The sequence below is a fragment of the Lipingzhangella rawalii genome (assembly GCF_031628175.1).
Classification (GTDB): domain Bacteria; phylum Actinomycetota; class Actinomycetes; order Streptosporangiales; family Streptosporangiaceae; genus Lipingzhangella_A; species Lipingzhangella_A rawalii.
In genome coordinates this window covers 166,058-181,963 of sequence record NZ_JAVLVT010000005.1, presented here as the reverse complement: position 1 = coordinate 181,963, position 15,906 = coordinate 166,058, and the positions used below count along the sequence as shown (strand labels likewise).

Below are 15,906 nucleotides of genomic sequence, written 5' to 3'. Positions count from 1 at the left end.
CCATCGGCGCGGCGCGCCCACCACCTCAGGCGGGGGCTTCGCTGCCGACGGTGCGGGCAAGGACCAGCTGGTAACCGTGGGGGCCGCCGAGGTGTCGGCGTCCGGTGTCGCGAAAGCCCCCGGCGCGGTAGGCGCGGATGGCGGGCTCATTGCGTTCGTTCACGGTCAGCAGCACGTGTCGCGCCCAGGGCAGGGCCTCGGACACGAGTGTGTCCAGTGCCAGGCAGGCGGCCCGGCCAACGCCGTACCCCTGCCAGTGGGGTTCGATATAGAAGGCCCGCAGCAGCACAACCTGCGCCGGGTCGTCGGACAGTTCCATGCGGGCGCTCCCACCGTCCAGCACGCCGAAACCCACGGCCGCGCCGCCGGGGGGAGCGTTTTGCCCGGTCCAGACCACCGCGAACGGGATCCGATCCGGGTCGGCATCGGCCTGCGGCAGGGTCTGCTCCGCGGCTCCGCTGAACTGGCGCTGCCCGGGCGCGGGACGCAGCCGCAGGACGGCACGGCGGAGCTGTGCGCGGGCGGGATCATCCCCGGGATACAACGCGACGAGGTGGACCTCCCGGGGGTCCACGACGCCCGGATCGGTGGTGGCGATCATCGCTTCTCCTGGTTGTGCGGGTGCCGGACCGTCCCGTCCGGGGCGGCGCGAGGCAGGTGGGGCGATGGGCCGGCCGTGGCCCACGCCGGGTACGGGGTCACCGGCCGTGCGGCGCCAGGGCCGGCCACACTGGGCCGGGCCACGTGTTCGTGCCGGCGGTGGCTACAGATGGGTACGTACCCACTGCGCGAGCGCGCGGGCACAGGAATCGACCGTGTCGCGCCAGCTGGCGGCCGCGGTGTCGTCGGCCGCGTCACTGACATGTTTGACCACGCGAACTGGAAGCTGGAGCTGGCGGGCGGCAACAGCCACCGCGTAGGCCTCCATATCCACGAGATCCGCGATGGCCGCGAGTCGGCTACGCGTCTGGGGGTCGGCCACGAAGGCGTCCCCGGTCGCCAAGCAGACATCCTGCTCCGTGAGCTGGATCGGGGGTGCGAATCTGCGTCCCGTCAGCGCGTACAGGGTCTCGTCGTCGAGGTCATGTTGCCGGACGGTGCCGACCTCGTGCGTTCCCCCGGCCTGTGCACGCAGGGCCCCGGCGGTACCGAGGTTCACCAGGCCCGCGGGGCGGCTGGTGGAGCCCAGCGCCATCGTCGCCACCGCGGTGGCCGCGTTGACCTTGCCCACCCCGGTGACCAACACGGGTAGCCGGTCGTCGAGGTGGGCGGCCTCCTCTTCGAGCGCGACGACCAGCAGCGGCAGGTCGGGACGGATCTCGCCACGTAGATGCACGACACCGGCTCCTTGACGGGGGTTGGTTCGGGGATGGCCTCGGTAGCACCGGGATGCCTCGACGATAACGCCGCGCCCTGGGGCCGTCGCTGCGCGGGGCTGCTGTGCGACCATGGTGGAGACGGTTCCGGGGACGGCTCAGAAGGCGGGAGGTGCTGGTCACCGTGGTCGAGTTCCGGATCACCTGCGACGATCCGACAGCGGTCGATCTTCGCCACGCGGCGACGGCGTTCGTGGAGGCCCAGGGCTGGCCCCGGGATCAGGTGAGTGTCTGGGACAACCGCACCGGCGATGTGGTGGTGACGGTTCCCGATGATCTGCTGCACCCGCCGGAGAGTGACCCACATCGCCAGCCGGCGCACACGCGCACCGCCCGACACACAGCCTGCGAACAGCTCAAACAGCATCCCGAGGTCGCGGATTCACTGCGCCATGTGCCGTTTGCGGAGCTGCGCAGTGAAGTGGAGCCGTTCCAGCTGGCGGGGTGGTCGGTGGTGGATCTCGTCCACGCTCTGAGCTATGCGCGAGACGGAACCCGGTGGCCGACCGGCGCGGAGTACCACGCCGAGGGAACATCCTGGTTGCAGCACCGGCTACGGGACTGGCGTACCGCTGAGGGTGGGGTGCGCCCCTCGGTGAGCCAGGAGGAGGCCGCACTGCGGGTTGTGCACCGGGCCGGGGTGTCCTCGGACTCGATCATGGCCGAGGGGGCCACCGGGGCTGGGTCGGTCACCGGGCGGGCTACTCCGGCACGTCCGGAGCAGGTGCGTGCCGCCGCAGACGATGCCCGCCGGCTGATCCAGGCTCGTTACCGCACCACCAGCAACACCCTGGAGCATCAGCAGCGCACGGCGGCCCGCATCCGCCGCACGGAGTAGCGGACGGAATCCGCTCGGAGCGTGAACCGGGCAGCAACGACCGCGGGTCCGGGACACGGCGGCGCGGGGCGTCTACCCTGAAGCAAGGGACGAGGCCCGGCGAGTCAACGTCGGGACGTCGCGGTGCCGATGTCCGGGGACGAACTCGGCGTATTCGCACAGACGTGGGTTCGCCGGGGTTCGGCAGCGCGGACCAGGACGGAGGGCAGAGCGGATGGTGATCCTCGCCGTGTGCGGTATGGGTATCGGCACTGGCATCGTCCTACAGACCAATGCCGAGAAGGCCGTTCGGGAATTGGGGCTGGACGCAGAAATCGAGGTCACGGACCTGGATGCCGCGCGCACCGCTACGTCACGATCGGATCTGGTGTTGACCTCTCCCGATCTCGCTCGGGAGCTGGGAGAGGTCGGCGTGCCGGTGGTGGTGATCGACAATTTCCTGGACGTCGCGGAGATCCGGGAACGGATCGCCGCAGCGACCGGCCACGCGCCCGGGTAGACACGCGGGCAGAGCGCGACGCAGCCGCGGCTGGTGGGGCGGCTACCGGCTGCGGTCCTGCTCCATGTCCGCTCCCTGATCGGCCGCGGCGGCCAGGAGCCGTTCCAGGGGGCCCTTGCCGAGGACCACCCGCCACAGTGTCGCCAGCACAAGTGCGCCGAAAACGAAGATCTCCAGCCGGAACGGCACCCCCTCCCACGGGGATGCGCCGATCACGGCGATGGCGACCAGATGTCCCACGTACACCGACAGCGCCATCGACCCCACCGCGGCCAGTGGGTACACCAGTCGTCCAAGGCGGTCGGCCAGGACCAGACAGGTGGTCAGCACCAGCAGTGCGGTTCCGGTCGCCCCCAGGACCTCACCGGTCGTCCCGCTGTGCGGCGAGGCCACGAGCAGCCACAACGGTGTGTCGGTGGGCACTTCCCCATGCAGGGCGTTGATGCCTTCGGCGCCGAACCACTCCCGCAGCTGCGCACGATCCCCGGCATCGCCGGGTGGTTCGGTGACGGTTGGGTTCTGGGCATCGTGCCGGGCCAGCTCGGCAATTGCCAGGCGGTCCACCAGCCCGGTCGGATAGAGCGCCAGCCACGACCCGCCGTACCCGAGGGTGGCCAGTCCGACTCCCAGGCCGGCCAGCCCGGTCCGGATCCGGGTGGCGCGTAGGTCCAGCCGCCCCACGGCCATACCGGCGATCACAAATCCCATGAAGCTCATCGCGGGATAGGACCCGCTCAGTAGCAGATCCGTGGGTCCGGGGATCCCGAACTGACGCAGCGCGCTGGAGTCCGGATCCAGCGGAGCAACCGCCCGCACCAGGTAGGACAGCTGTGGCCCGATCAGGGCCGTCGCGGCGGCGATACCGGCCAGAGCCGGGGCGCGCAGCCCCAGAAGTGGCACCGCGAGGACGAAGAACACCCCGTAGTACACCAGGATGATCGCCACCGGTGTGCCGAGCAGCTCCACGGCTATGCCCAGGAGCACCAACGGTACCGCTCGCGCCAGAACCCGCCCGCGGATCGCCCGCAGGTGTCCTCCCAACGGGGGCGTCTCCCGGCCGGAGATCAGGGCCAGGGACAGGCCGGCCAGAAACGCGAACAACGCCGAGGACCGCCCACGCGTGAGCTGGTGGAAGACCTCGGCGGGGTCGGTCTCCCCAAGGGCTCCCAGGGACCCGACGTCGAACCGCACGTCCCACAGCCCGAGCAGCCCCAGGGAACCGACACCGAGGTGCACGGTGAACATGCCAAACACCGCGAGCGCACGGGCGACGTCCACCCCGACCAGGCGCTGCGGGGACTGGTCGGGGTCCGGCTCGACGGACGGGGTGGATCGTGGACTCACTGTGCCCGCATTCCGCGTCCTCGCGCCGCGTGGACGGTACGCGCCGCGGCTCGGAAGCCGCCCGGAAGCGGGGCCGGAACCGAAAGCAGACTCCAGAACACCGTGAACACTGTGCGCACCGTCAGTCCCGGTCCGCCATCCGGGCGAAGTAGTCCAGCGCACTCGGGTTGGCCAGCGAATCGCGGCTGGCGACCTGCTCCGGCTGTTCTCCCATCAGGATGCGCTTGACCGGAACCTCCAGAATCTTCCCGGAGAGGGTGCGGGGAACCTCCTGGATGGCGTGCACCTCGTCCGGGACGTGACGTGGGGAGCAGTCCTCGCGAATGGCCCGGGCGAGGCGGCGCCGAAGCTCCTCGTCGAGTTCGGTGCCCGCCCGCAGCACCACGAACAGGTTGATACGCCCGGTGTCCTGGTACGGCACGTCCACGACGAGCGCGTCGGTCACCTCGTCCAGGGCGAGCACGGCCCGGTAGAACTCGCTGGTTCCCATCCGGATGCCGCCCCGATTGATGGTGGAGTCCGAGCGGCCGTATATGACGGCGGTGCCTCGCTCGGTGATCTCGATCCAGTCACCGTGGCGCCACACTCCGGGGTACATGGAGAAGTAGCTCTCGTGGTAGCGGCGGCCGTCCGGGTCGTTCCACAGCCCCAGGGGCATCGACGGGGCGGGACGGGTGACCACGAGCTCGCCGACCTCACCTACGAGTTCCCTCCCGTCCGGGTCCCAGGCGGCGACCGCATAGCCCAGGAGCCGCGCCTGGATCTCCCCCTCGAAGACGGGCAGTGTGGGCACACCTCCCACGAGGGAGCTACAGATATCCGTACCGCCACTGGTGGAGAACAACCACAGCTCGTCGCCGAACTGCTCGTAGACCCAGGTGAACCCCTCCGGGGTGAGGGGCGACCCGGTGGAGCCGATCGCGTGCAGTCCCGAGAGGTCCCGATCGGTGGCGGGTTCGACCCCGTCCTTCATACACGCGGACAGGTAGCTGGCGCTGGTCCCGAACACGGTCACTCCGGTCTCTGCGGCGAGGTCCCACAGCACACCGAGGTCGGGGTGCTGGGGACTCCCGTCGTACAGGACGATGGAGGCATCGGTGAGCAGCACGCTGACCAGGAAGTTCCACATCATCCAGCCGGTCGTGGTGTACCAGAACACGCGGTCGGTGTCGTGGCAGTCCACGTGCAGGTACAGCGACTTGAGCTGCTCGAGCAGGATTCCGCCATGGCCGTGGATGATCGCCTTGGGTAGCCCCGTGGTTCCGGAGGAGTACAGGACCCACAGCGGATGGTCGAACGGGACCGGTTCGAATCGGAGGTCGGCGCCCCGGCCGGAGTCCTCCAGGTCCTGCCAGGACATGGCGCCCTCGACGGGGCCAGCGTCGAGATAGGGCAGGAGCACCGTGTGCCGCAGTGTCGGCAGCTGCGCCCGGATTTCGGCGAGCTCGCTACGGCGGTCAAAGTCCTTGCCGCCGTAGCGGTAGCCGTCGACGGTGAGCAGAACGGTGGGTTCGATCTGGGCGAACCGGTCCACCACGCTACGCACCCCGAAGTCGGGGGAACAGGAGGACCACACGGCTCCGACCGCCGCGCAGGCGTAGAACGCCGCCACGGTCTCCGGAATATTGGGCATGTAGGCCACGACCCGATCTCCGGGCTGCACCCCGAGCTTACGCAGGCCCTCGGCGATCGCCGCGGTACGCTCGCGTAGCTGTGCCCAGGTCCAGGTGCCGGTGGCCCGCAGCTCCGAGGCGTGCCGGATCGCCACAGTGTCTGTGTCTGTGTCTGCGTCTGCGTCTCCACTGTCTCCGCGCGCACGGAAGATGTGCTGGGCGTAGTTCAGGCGCGCCCCGGGGAACCAGTTGGTCCCGGGCATCCGCTCCTCGTCGAACACCCGTTCATAGGACGTATCACTGTGCACGTCGAAGTACTGCCAGATCGCCGCCCAGAAGTCGGCCAACTCGGTGGTGGACCAACGCCACAGCGCGTGGTAGTCCTCCACGTGGACCCCGTAGTGCTTACGGACCCAGCGAGCGAACGCCGTGATGTTGGCCTGCTCCACCCGATCGGCGTCGGGCTGCCAGAGCACGCGGGGTTGTGGCCCCTGTGGCATCGTGTGTCTCCTCGTTCTCCATAGCCCCGGGCAACCAGCGATCTCGCTCCCCAAGAGTAAGGGATGCCACATCCACGGGCCGAGACCGAGGACACCTCGGACGCCTCTGTCTCCGGGGCCTCCCTGTCAGCAGGGTCCGGGCCGGTCGGCGTGCGGTCGCGGCACCGCATCGGCGGGCGGTCGCGGTCGATGGTCGGCGGCGACGTTCAGGGCGGCCGCCACGTCCCGGAACCCCTCCCGGCCCAGCCGAGCCGCCCCTGCGGGCAGGACCCCCAGCAGTGGAACGCCGGTGATCTCGGGGAGCTCCTGCCGGTTGCAGCGCTGCGCCACATCGGGATTCTCCGGCCACGAGCCGATCACCAGACCACGGATGCGCAGTCCGCGGCGGCGGGCCGCTTCGACGGTGAGTTCCGTGGCGTTGAGCGTTCCCAGCTCGCACCGTGTCACCACAAGCACCTCCGCCGCCAGCGCATCGGCGACCTCGGCGATGGTTTCCCCCTGGGTGTTGAGCCGAACCAGGAGCCCACCGGCACCTTCGACGAGCACGAGATCATGACCGGAGGCAAGTCGGCGAGCCTCCGCCACGACCCGCGCGGCGGCAACGCCATCCTCCCCCAGCCGGCGCGCCGCCGTGGCCGGGGCCAGTGGCTCCCGGTACCGCACCAGCTCCCGCTCGGTCACCCGCCCGGCCAGACGCGTCACCTCCGCGGTGTCCGGGGGATCATCCGAATCCGCGCCCACGGGCGGACATCCAGTCTGCGCCGGCTTGAGGACGGCGACCCTCTGCCCGGCTGCACGCGCGGTGGCGGCCAGGGCCGCCGTCACAACGGTCTTGCCCACTCCTGTGTCGGTGCCGGTGACGACGTATATCCGTGCGCTGATCCCGTACCGCCGAGCATCGTCCGGGGTCACTGCGTCTGTCCGTTCCCGGTGCCGGCGCGCGCCGCGGCCAGCATTCCGGAGGCGATCCCGGCGATCTCGGCGTCGTCGCAGATGTAGGGGGGCATCGCGTAGATGAGATTACGGAAGGGGCGCAGCCATACGTGGGCGTCCAGGGCGGCGCGGGTGGCCGCGGGGATGTCCACCTCCAGGCCCGCGGCGAGCTCGATCACCCCGATCGCCCCCAGGACCCGCACATCGGCCACCGTGGGCAGCGACCGCGCCGGCGCCAGCCCGGTGGCCAGGCCCTCGGAGATGCGGGACACCTCGGCCCGCCAGTCCCGCTGGCGCAGCAGGTCCACCGAGGCGTGGGCGACCGCGGCCGCGAGGGGATTACCCATGAACGTGGGCCCGTGGGCCAGCACGGGCACCTCTCCCCCGGCGATCCCGCGGGCTACCCGGGAAGTGCACAGTGTCGCCGCCATCGTCATGTATCCACCGGTCAACGCCTTGCCCAGGCACATCACGTCGGGGCTCACCCCGGCATGGTCGGCAGCGAACAACTCGCCGGTGCGGCCGAAGCCCGTGGCGATTTCGTCGAAGACCAGCAGGACATCGTAGGTGTCGGCCAGCTCCCGCAGCCGGGTGAGGTATCCCGGATGGTGGAACCGCATACCACCGGCGCCCTGCACGATCGGCTCGACGATGATCGCGGCGACCTCGTGGGCGTGTCTGGCCAGCAGCTCCTCCATGTGGTCCAGGTAGCTCGGGTCCGGGGGCACGTCGACACCACTCGGTGGGGCGTCCACGAACACCTGCCGTGGCAGGGTGTCCCCCCACAGCCGGTGCATCCCACCCTCCGGGTCGCACACCGACATGGCGTGGAAGGTGTCCCCGTGATAGCCACCCCGCCAGGTGAGCATTCGCCGTTTCTCCGGCCGCCCGCGCGAGCGCCAGTACTGGAGGCACATCTTCAGCGCCACCTCGACCGAGACGGACCCGGAGTCGGCCAGGAACACGTGGTGCAGCGGCTCGGGGGTGACTTCCACCAGGATTCGGGCCAGGCGCGCCGCCGGCTCGTGGGTCAGCCCGCCGAACATGACGTGGCTGATGGACCCGAGCTGTTCGGTCACCGCCCGGTCCAGCACGGGGTGGGCGTAACCGTGAATCGCCGACCACCACGAGGACATGCCGTCCAGGACGGCGCGTTCCGTCCCGCCCTCATCCACGATCCGCAGCCAGGCACCGCGTCCGGAACGCACCACCAGCGGCGGGTGCGCCGCCGGCACCGTGGCGTAGGGATGCCACACATGCTCCTGGTCGATGCTTCGGATCCAGGAACTGCTCGCCTCATGCTCGGTTCCCACGCGGGCACCGGAGCCGGTGCCACTAGCTGCCTGCCCCCGTGGCTGGGGATCCGACCGCGGATGGCCCCCCGCGTCCGCGCTTGTCGTTACCTGGCCAGCCGGGTCCGGTGCGGCGGAGGGGTTCCTGCCCGTGGACCTCGGTCCCGATCCTGCTCCTGCGGTGCTGCCGGTCATACGGGTGATGGTGCACCATGTGTCCGCACACCTACCCTGCCGAACCCTACAGACCTTCGGTCCACCACCTTGTGGGGCTCGGCTTCGGCACCCGCGGGATCGGTACGTCACGATGAGGGCGCAGAGTACCGGCCGAGTCCCCAACCGAGTCCCGGAGCTCCGATGGCCGCACAGCACCGGTCCCACCCGTTCTCCTGGCTGGACGAGGCCGCGGCACGCCGTTCGGCCGCCGGACTGACCCGACGCCTCCAGATCCGCCCGGCTACCGAGCATCCACCCCTGATGGACCTCGCGAGTAACGACTACCTGGGCCTGTCGCTGGATCCCGACATCGCCGAGGCCGCAGCCGCGGCCGCCCGTGCGTGGGGGGCGGGTGCTACCGGATCGCGTCTGGTCACCGGGAGCACCCAGCTGCATGCGGAGCTGGAGGCCGAACTCGCCGACCTGTACGGAGCCGAGTCCGCGCTCGTCTTCTCCTCCGGCTACGCTGCGAACCTCGGCATGCTCACCGCGTTGTGCCCCCGCGACGGCCTGCTGGTGTGTGACCGGAACAACCACGCCTCCCTCATCGACGCGACCCGGCTGGCCAAGGCGGGTGGGGCACAGGTGCAGGTGTACGCGCACGCGGACCCCGGTGCGGCGGACCGGCTGCTGGCCGCCTCGAACCGTCCCGCCCTGGTGGTCTCGGACACGGTGTTCTCGGTGGACGGCGACCTCACCGATCTCCCGGCTCTGCACCGCACCTGCCGGGAACGGGGTGCCGGGCTGCTGCTGGACGACGCCCACGGGATCGGGGTTCTGGGCCCGGCAGGGGCCGGCGCCCCGGCCGAGGCGGGCCTGGTCAGCGACACCGGCGGTCGCCGCCGGGGCTGTGACGACGTTGTGGTGTCGGTGACGCTGTCCAAGGCCCTGGGCGCCCAGGGGGGTGCGGTTCTCGGCCCGCGCCGCGTCATCGAACACCTGGTGTCCACGGCGCGCACCTTCATTTTCGACACGGGACTCGCGCCTCCCGCCACAGCGGGGGCCTTGGCAGCGCTGCGTCGGATCCGGGCCGAGCCGCAGCGGCCGCACCGCGCGCGGGCCGTGGCCCGCCAGTTCGCTCAGGAGCTGGCACGGGCCGGATTCGCCGTGCAGCAGCCCACGGCCGCCGTTGCCTCCGTGCGGGCTCCCTCGCCGGATACCGCTGTCGTCTGGCAGCAGCAGTGCCGCGAACGTGGCGTCCGGGTCGGCTGTTTCCGCCCACCCTCGGTTCCGGACGGTGTGTCCCGGCTCCGAATCACCGCGCGGGCGGATCTGGGGGACGAGGACGTCACGCGCGCCCTGGAGGCGATCACCGCCACCGCGCCACCAGGGGCCAGGCGTGGGGCGGATCCCGACCACTCCCACACGCCGTGACAATAATGTAATCTCTGGAGGGATATTCCGGCCGAAGCAGACAAGAGGAGCAGTGGATGCCGTCGCTCGGCAGGCGGGGCTGGATCATCACCGTCAGCATCGCGTCGGTTCTGATCATCTGTGTGGTACTCGCCTCCGTCCCGGCCACTCGAACCGCGATACAGAACGCCTCCTGCGCACTCCTGGGCCTGGGGTGTCCCCCGGTTCCGGGAGAACCCGGCCCGGACGAGGAGGACGACCCCGCGTGGCGCCAGGAGCTGGCCCCGCAGGACGCGGCGACGTGGGGACACTACGTGGCGCTGGGGGACTCCTACTCCTCTGGGGACGGGGCGGACGACTACAGCAACGAGACACAGCGGGACCGCAACTGCTACCGCTCCGCCAACGCCTACCCCCACCGGCTCGCCGAGTCCAGCGACTTCGCTGGAAACCTGTCCTTCCTTGCCTGTAGCGGACAGCGTGGCTCCTCCATGCTGGAGAACCTGGACGAGGAGCACGCACAGCTGGCGGCGCTGACCCCGGAAACCTCCCTGGTGACCATCGGAATCGGGGGCAACGACATCGGTTTCTCCAGCGTGCTCCAGGCCTGCATGCTCCGCGTCCCGTTCGTCGACCGCAACGCCTGTGTCGGGCAGGAGGACGAGATCGAGGACCGGATGGAGGAGTTCGAGGACACCTTCGCCGAGCTCCTGACCGAGGTGCGCACCCGCGCCCCCGACGCGCGCGTCCTGGTCGTTGGCTACCCCCGGATCTTCCCCGAGGATCCACAGAGCATGTACTACACACTGAGCACGGGCGACCAGAGCTGGCTCAACACCACGATCCAACGGTTCAACAACCAGATCCGTGATGCGGTGGTGGAAACCGATGCGCAGATTGCCGAGGCCGGGGCCGTGGGCTCGGTCGAGTTCGTGGACACCTACGACGCCCTGGACGGGCACGAGGTGAGCACGGACGAGTCCTGGGTGAACGGGGTGATTCTCGACCGCGGGACGCAGCAGGCGGTCACCGTGGACCGGGCCACGTTCCACCCCACCGCCGCCGGGCAGAGCGCCGTCGGGGACCGGGTCGCCGAGCAGGTCGAGGACGGACCCGGCCGGGAGGTCTACGTGCGTCAGAACACCCTGGACCGGGTCGCCGACGGCCCGCTGGCCGCCGGCGACAGCTGAGCCCGGGCCGGCGTTTGACTGGGCGAAATTGGGGCGGTATTAGCGTCTGGGGGGCAGCCCTCAAGGGATAGGGGCTGGGGAAGGCCGATGGGGGCCAGGAACGGCCGATGGGGGTGACTCAGGGGCGGCAGCGGGCCGCGGTGCGGGACTAGTGCGTCCCGCGCGCGACGCCGCCCGCGACTGGCCCCTACCCAGCGACAGAACGAGCCCCGCGGCCAGGTCCACTGAGAGCCTGGTGCCGGCACCTGGCCACCCGCACGCACCGCCCCGGCCGCCGGCGGCATCGCGCCTGGCGGCACGCCCCGCACGACGGCCAGCATTGGTCACCGGGACATGAGCCCCGTCACCGAGCCAGTTCGGTCAGCACCGACTCGATCTGGTCCAAGCCCCAGTCGAGATCCTCGGCGCTCAGGGTGAGCGGCGGGGACAGCCGAATGGTCGAGCCGTGGGTGTCCTTGACCAGAACTCCACGCTCGGCCAGGCGCTCGCACAGCTGCCGGCCAGTGGCGAGCGCCGGATCCACGTCCAGTCCGGCCCACGGACCCAGGCCACGCACCGCGACCAGGCCCCGGCCGAGGAAGCCCTGCACCCGCGCATGCAGCTTCTCTCCCAGCCGTCGCGCGTCGGCGAGGTACGGACCTTCCTCCAGCAGGCGCACGACCTCCCGCCCAACCGCGCAGGCGAGGGGGTTGCCACCGAAGGTGCTGCCGTGCTGCCCCGGCTGGAGTACCCCGAGAACGTCACTGTCGGCGACCACCGCCGACACCGGCAGGATTCCCCCGCCCAACGCCTTGCCCAGCACGTAGGCATCCGCTTCGATGCCCGCATGCTCGCAGGCGAGGACGGTGCCGGTCCGTCCGAGCCCCGACTGCACCTCGTCGGCGATTAGCAGAATTCGGCGCTGGTCGCACAGGTCTCGGAGACGGGGCAGGTAGTCGGTGGGGGGAACCACCACCCCGGCCTCTCCCTGGATCGGTTCGACAAGCACGGCAGCGGTGGTCTCGTCAATCGCCTCGGCGACGGCGTCGGCGTCACCGTAGGGCACCACCCGAAAGCCGGGGGTGTAGGGGCCGAACCCCGTGTAGGCGTCGGCATCCTGCGAGAACGAGATCACGGTGGTGGTACGTCCGTGGAAGTTACCTCCGGCGACCACGATCGTGGCCGCGCCCTCGGGCACTCCCTTGACCTCATATCCCCACTTACGGGCGACCTTGATGGCCGACTCGACGGCTTCGACCCCGGTGTTCATCGGAAGGACCTGGTCCTTGCCCACCAGGCGGGCCAGGGCACGCACATAGGGGGCGAACTGGTCATTATGGAAGGCCCGGCTGGTGAGGGTTAGCCGCTCCAGCTGGCGTTGGGCGGCGCCGAGCAGCTCCGGATTGCGGTGACCGAAGTTGAGCGCGGAGTAGCCCGCGAGAAAGTCCAGGTAACGACGACCGGTCACGTCGGTGACCCAAGCCCCCTCCCCCTCGGCGAGCACGACTGGCAATGGCTTGTAGTTGTGGGCCGAGTGCGCGGTGGCAGCCGCGATGTGTTCCGATACCGAATCCGCGGACCCGGCGGGGTTTCCACCGTTGGCCGCGCTCGATGTGACACTGAGCGGATGGCTCATGAGTCCTCCTCCGATCACCGTTGATCGTTCCGGCGGGGTCGGTCGCCGCCGGGGCACCCAGGTAGTGGACCAAACATCCCATCGCCGGCGCAATAGTGGTTGCGCGGCGGTTCGCCGCCGTCCTCGACTCCCCTACCGCCGTTATCTCCCGATATGGTCGCTGTCATGTCTGAGCGCCTGCTGGCACAGCGGTACCGACTGGTGGACACCATCGGCCGCGGCGGAATGGGGACGGTGTGGCTGGGCCACGACGAGTTACTGGACCGCTCGGTGGCCGTGAAGGAAGTCCGCATCGCCGAAGGGCTGCCCCCCGACGAGCGGGACCGACTCGTGGAACGCACGATGCGCGAGGCCCGGATCTGCGCCCAGCTCAACCATCCCGCGATCGTGACCGTGCACGACGTGGTGCGTGTGGACGAACGCCCCTGGGTGGTTATGGAGCTCATCGAGGGACGCGGTCTGGACAGTATCGTCGCGGAACAGGGTCCGCTCACCCCGGCCCGGGCCGCCGACGTGGGGGCGCAGGCCGCCAGCGCACTCCGCCGCGCCCACGAGGCCGGGGTGCTGCACCGGGACATCAAGCCCGCGAACATCATGATCGACGACGAGGACCAGGTGGTCCTCACCGACTTCGGTATCGCCACCCAGCAGGGCGAGAGTGGACTGACCCAGGCGGGGGTGATCGGCACCCCCGGCTATCTGGCCCCGGAACAGCTCCAGCAGGACCAGGTCGGCCCCGCCGCCGATCTGTGGGCTCTGGGCGCCACCCTCTACTATCTGGTGGAGGGCCGCCCGGCCTATCGGCGCGAGACCGCGGCCGCCACCGCCATGGCCCCCCTGACCACCGACCCCGATCCTCCGCAGCGCGCCGGATCCCTGTGGCCCCTGCTGGAGCAGCTCCTCAGCCGGGATCCCACCGCCCGCCCCGACGTTTCCACCCTGGAATCGCGACTGCGTGCCGTGGGCTCGGACCCCGGGGCGGTGGCCGCGCACGAGTCCCCGGACACCGCCCCCGGCGCAGCCCCGCCCCCCGAGGCTGCCCATAGGGCTGCGCCACCCCACGATTCCGACCCACGGCCGGCGGAGGCCCTGCCGGGGCCGGCCCCGCATCCCGGACCCGCACAGCATGCACCACCCCCGCACTGGGCTCCGCCCGCCGCCGAGAAGTCCGGGGCCGGATCCAGCACCGGCCGAATCGTCGCCCTGGTGACAGCGGGTGTGCTGGTCGTCGCGATCCTCGGCATCGTCGGTGTGCTCCTGGTGACCCAGGTCGTCGGGACGGGCGGGGACGACCCCGCGCAGGTGGCCGCGGAGGACGCGAACGCCGCCGGCGACAACGACGACACCGCCGACACCAATGAAACCGCGTCAGAGCGGGGGGTGGTCGCGGGCGCGGACCCCGTACCGGAGTGTGCCGATGTGGACGGGGAGGTCCTGGCCCGCCACATTCCCGACCTGGAGCAGCAGGACGACGAGTTCCTGGACGATCCGCAGGGGGACGGGCGGTACTGCGAATGGGAGAGCGCCCCCACCACCCAGGAGGCCGACGGCTTCGCATCGGTGCTCATGCTGGACAACCGGGACGGCCCGGAGGCCGCGGCCACCGAGCTGGACCTCGACGCCCAGGAGTTCGGCGGCACCCCGGTCGAAGGCATCGGGGACAGGGCACAACGGTGGTACGACGAGGACAACAACGTGGGCTGCCTGGGTACGGCAACGGGGCGTCTGTACGTACGCACCTGCTACGACGCCGCCCGAAGCAGCACCGACGCGTCCTCCATCCGCGCCGAGGAGGCGATGGATACCGCGCAGGAGATCACCGAGAACATTCTGTGAAGCCACGGGCCCGCACACTCGGGTCCGGCCGGTTCCGGCGCCCCCACCCCAGCTGGTGGGCGGCCCGGCCAGCCGACAACGCCCACACGGTGCGGCCCGGCCGTGCTCCCCCGTCGCGCTGGCGGCCCTACACTGGGGCAGCACATCGCGATCGAACCATGAGGGAACACAGGTCTTTCGAGCATGGCCCACGCAGCGACATCCCCCCAGCACCGCCCCGCCCCCCGGGCGGGATTCCACCTGCTCAACGGAATCCGCGGTGCGCTTATCGGTACCGCGGAGATCGTCCCCGGCGTCAGCGGTGGAACCATCGCTCTGATCACCGGGGTGTACGAACGCCTGATCAGCTCCGCGGGGCACGTGCTCAGCGGGATCAAGTGCATGGTCGCTGACCTGCCCCGTGGGCGCGGTTGGCAGCGTGCCAGCGGTGAGTTCCGCCAGGCACACTGGGCGGTGGTCGTCGCGGTTCTGATCGGTATGGTGCTGGCTTTCGCCACCGGCCTGCCCCTGCTGGCCCCGCTGTTGGAGCACTACCGGCCGCAGGCCTCGGCGGTGTTCTTCGGGCTGGTTCTGGCCTCCCTGTGGGTGCCCTACAGCCAGTCCGGGGGGCGGTGGCGCGCCCCCGAATGGCTACTCGCCGCAGTCATGACCGCGGGCGCGTTCTTCCTCACCGGGCTTCCGATGGCCCAGGGGGAACCGGGTTCCCTCGCGGTGCTGGGCGCCGCCTCCGTCGCGGTGTCCGGGCTGGTGCTGCCCGGGGTTTCGGGTGCGTTCCTGCTGGAGGTGTTCGGTGTCTACGAACCCGCGAGCCAGGCCGCGCGGGACCTGGACTTCGCCTTCATCGGAACCTTCGCCGTGGGCGCGGTCATCGGGCTGGTGGTCATTGTCAAGGTGTTGCAGTGGCTGCTGGAGCACCACCACCGCGTCACCCTGGTCATCATCACCGGGCTGATGGCGGGGGCGCTGCGGGCCATGTGGCCCTGGCAGCCCTGGGAGGTGGACGGGGATCGTAGCCTGTTGGCGCCCACCACCGACGTGGGGCTGAACGTCTCCCTGATCGTGGCCGGCTTCGCGGTGGTCACGGCCATCCTCGTCATCGAGCGGATGGTTCGGGCGCGCAGCCCCCATAACGGGAGCGACGCTCAGGCCGCGAGCAGCACGAACACGGCCCCCACCCCGTCCGGTTCGACCCCGGCCGGAACTTCCTGAGCCCCGGGGGCTCCGGGGCGGGCCGAGTGGCCCCCCGCGGCGTCCCAGTGCGAGCATGACCTGGGCGAGTCAGCGCATACCGAGGAGACCTC

At 70.4% G+C, this 15,906-nt stretch carries 13 protein-coding genes; 6 read left to right on the top strand and 7 right to left on the bottom strand.

Features of this window, described 5'->3' with window-relative positions; translation table 11 throughout:
• Positions 1–25 precede the first annotated feature (25 nt).
• Both RIF23_RS11845 and RIF23_RS11840 read right to left on the bottom strand, forming a co-directional pair.
• A complete protein-coding gene (locus RIF23_RS11845) occupies positions 26–601 on the bottom strand; it encodes a GNAT family N-acetyltransferase (RefSeq protein WP_310912550.1) in 576 nt (191 codons plus the stop codon).
• A gap of 162 nt (positions 602–763) precedes the next feature.
• Positions 764–1,336, bottom strand: a complete 573-nt coding sequence (locus RIF23_RS11840; protein ID WP_310912549.1) for a nucleosidase — start codon at positions 1,334–1,336, stop codon at positions 764–766.
• Positions 1,337–1,488: 152 nt separating this feature from the next.
• Between RIF23_RS11840 and RIF23_RS11835 the strand changes: the two genes are divergently transcribed.
• Positions 1,489–2,214 carry a hypothetical protein gene (locus RIF23_RS11835; RefSeq protein WP_310912548.1) on the top strand — a complete coding sequence of 242 codons (726 nt, stop codon included), beginning with the start codon at positions 1,489–1,491 and terminating at the stop codon, positions 2,212–2,214.
• A gap of 214 nt (positions 2,215–2,428) precedes the next feature.
• Complete coding sequence (locus RIF23_RS11830; protein WP_310912547.1) at positions 2,429–2,713, top strand: PTS sugar transporter subunit IIB; 285 nt, start codon at positions 2,429–2,431, stop codon at positions 2,711–2,713.
• 42 nt (positions 2,714–2,755) lie between these two features.
• On the opposite strand, the gene RIF23_RS11825 is transcribed toward RIF23_RS11830, so the two are convergent.
• The 4 genes from RIF23_RS11825 to RIF23_RS11810 all read right to left on the bottom strand — a co-directional run bounded on the left by RIF23_RS11825 (position 2,756) and on the right by RIF23_RS11810 (position 8,416).
• Positions 2,756–4,057 (bottom strand): heparan-alpha-glucosaminide N-acetyltransferase domain-containing protein, encoded by a 1,302-nt coding sequence (locus RIF23_RS11825; protein ID WP_310912546.1) that lies wholly within the window; start codon positions 4,055–4,057, stop codon positions 2,756–2,758.
• Between the two features lie 121 nt (positions 4,058–4,178).
• Positions 4,179–6,170, bottom strand: coding sequence for an acetoacetate--CoA ligase (locus RIF23_RS11820; protein ID WP_310912545.1), 1,992 nt, complete (start codon positions 6,168–6,170; stop codon positions 4,179–4,181).
• Between the two features lie 126 nt (positions 6,171–6,296).
• Entirely contained in the window at positions 6,297–7,082 is a 786-nt protein-coding gene (gene bioD, locus RIF23_RS11815; protein ID WP_310912544.1) for a dethiobiotin synthase, read from the bottom strand.
• Positions 7,079–8,416 carry an adenosylmethionine--8-amino-7-oxononanoate transaminase gene (locus tag RIF23_RS11810; RefSeq protein ID WP_310912543.1) on the bottom strand — a complete coding sequence of 446 codons (1,338 nt, stop codon included), beginning with the start codon at positions 8,414–8,416 and terminating at the stop codon, positions 7,079–7,081. The genes bioD and RIF23_RS11810 overlap by 4 nt, the downstream gene beginning before the upstream one ends.
• 336 nt (positions 8,417–8,752) lie before the next feature.
• On the opposite strand from RIF23_RS11810, the gene RIF23_RS11805 reads away from it, so the two are divergent.
• Both RIF23_RS11805 and RIF23_RS11800 read left to right on the top strand, forming a co-directional pair.
• Entirely contained in the window at positions 8,753–9,985 is a 1,233-nt protein-coding gene (locus RIF23_RS11805; RefSeq protein WP_310912542.1) for an 8-amino-7-oxononanoate synthase, read from the top strand.
• A gap of 56 nt (positions 9,986–10,041) precedes the next feature.
• Positions 10,042–11,154, top strand: coding sequence for an SGNH/GDSL hydrolase family protein (locus RIF23_RS11800; protein WP_310912541.1), 1,113 nt, complete (start codon positions 10,042–10,044; stop codon positions 11,152–11,154).
• Positions 11,155–11,497: 343 nt separating this feature from the next.
• Here the strand turns inward: RIF23_RS11800 and rocD are convergent, their stop codons facing one another.
• Positions 11,498–12,769, bottom strand: a complete 1,272-nt coding sequence (gene rocD / locus RIF23_RS11795) for an ornithine--oxo-acid transaminase (protein WP_310912540.1) — start codon at positions 12,767–12,769, stop codon at positions 11,498–11,500.
• A gap of 165 nt (positions 12,770–12,934) precedes the next feature.
• Here rocD and RIF23_RS11790 point away from each other — a divergent pair, with 165 nt between their 5' ends.
• Positions 12,935–14,605 carry a serine/threonine-protein kinase gene (locus RIF23_RS11790; RefSeq protein WP_310912539.1) on the top strand — a complete coding sequence of 557 codons (1,671 nt, stop codon included), beginning with the start codon at positions 12,935–12,937 and terminating at the stop codon, positions 14,603–14,605.
• Positions 14,606–14,788: 183 nt separating this feature from the next.
• Positions 14,789–15,814, top strand: a complete 1,026-nt coding sequence (locus RIF23_RS11785; protein ID WP_310912538.1) for a DUF368 domain-containing protein — start codon at positions 14,789–14,791, stop codon at positions 15,812–15,814.
• The last annotated feature ends 92 nt before the right edge of the window (positions 15,815–15,906 follow it).

Bases quoted from the DNA above. Each gene is read 5' to 3' on its own strand.
- RIF23_RS11845 (WP_310912550.1), bottom strand. From the start codon at position 601: ATGATCGCCACCACCGATCCGGGCGTCGTGGACCCCCGGGAGGTCCAC.
- RIF23_RS11830 (WP_310912547.1), top strand. From the start codon at position 2,429: ATGGTGATCCTCGCCGTGTGCGGTATGGGTATCGGCACTGGCATCGTC.
- RIF23_RS11820 (WP_310912545.1), bottom strand. From the start codon at position 6,170: ATGCCACAGGGGCCACAACCCCGCGTGCTCTGGCAGCCCGACGCCGAT.
- RIF23_RS11805 (WP_310912542.1), top strand. From the start codon at position 8,753: ATGGCCGCACAGCACCGGTCCCACCCGTTCTCCTGGCTGGACGAGGCC.
- RIF23_RS11800 (WP_310912541.1), top strand. From the start codon at position 10,042: ATGCCGTCGCTCGGCAGGCGGGGCTGGATCATCACCGTCAGCATCGCG.
- rocD (WP_310912540.1), bottom strand. From the start codon at position 12,769: ATGAGCCATCCGCTCAGTGTCACATCGAGCGCGGCCAACGGTGGAAAC.
- RIF23_RS11790 (WP_310912539.1), top strand. From the start codon at position 12,935: ATGTCTGAGCGCCTGCTGGCACAGCGGTACCGACTGGTGGACACCATC.
- RIF23_RS11785 (WP_310912538.1), top strand. From the start codon at position 14,789: ATGGCCCACGCAGCGACATCCCCCCAGCACCGCCCCGCCCCCCGGGCG.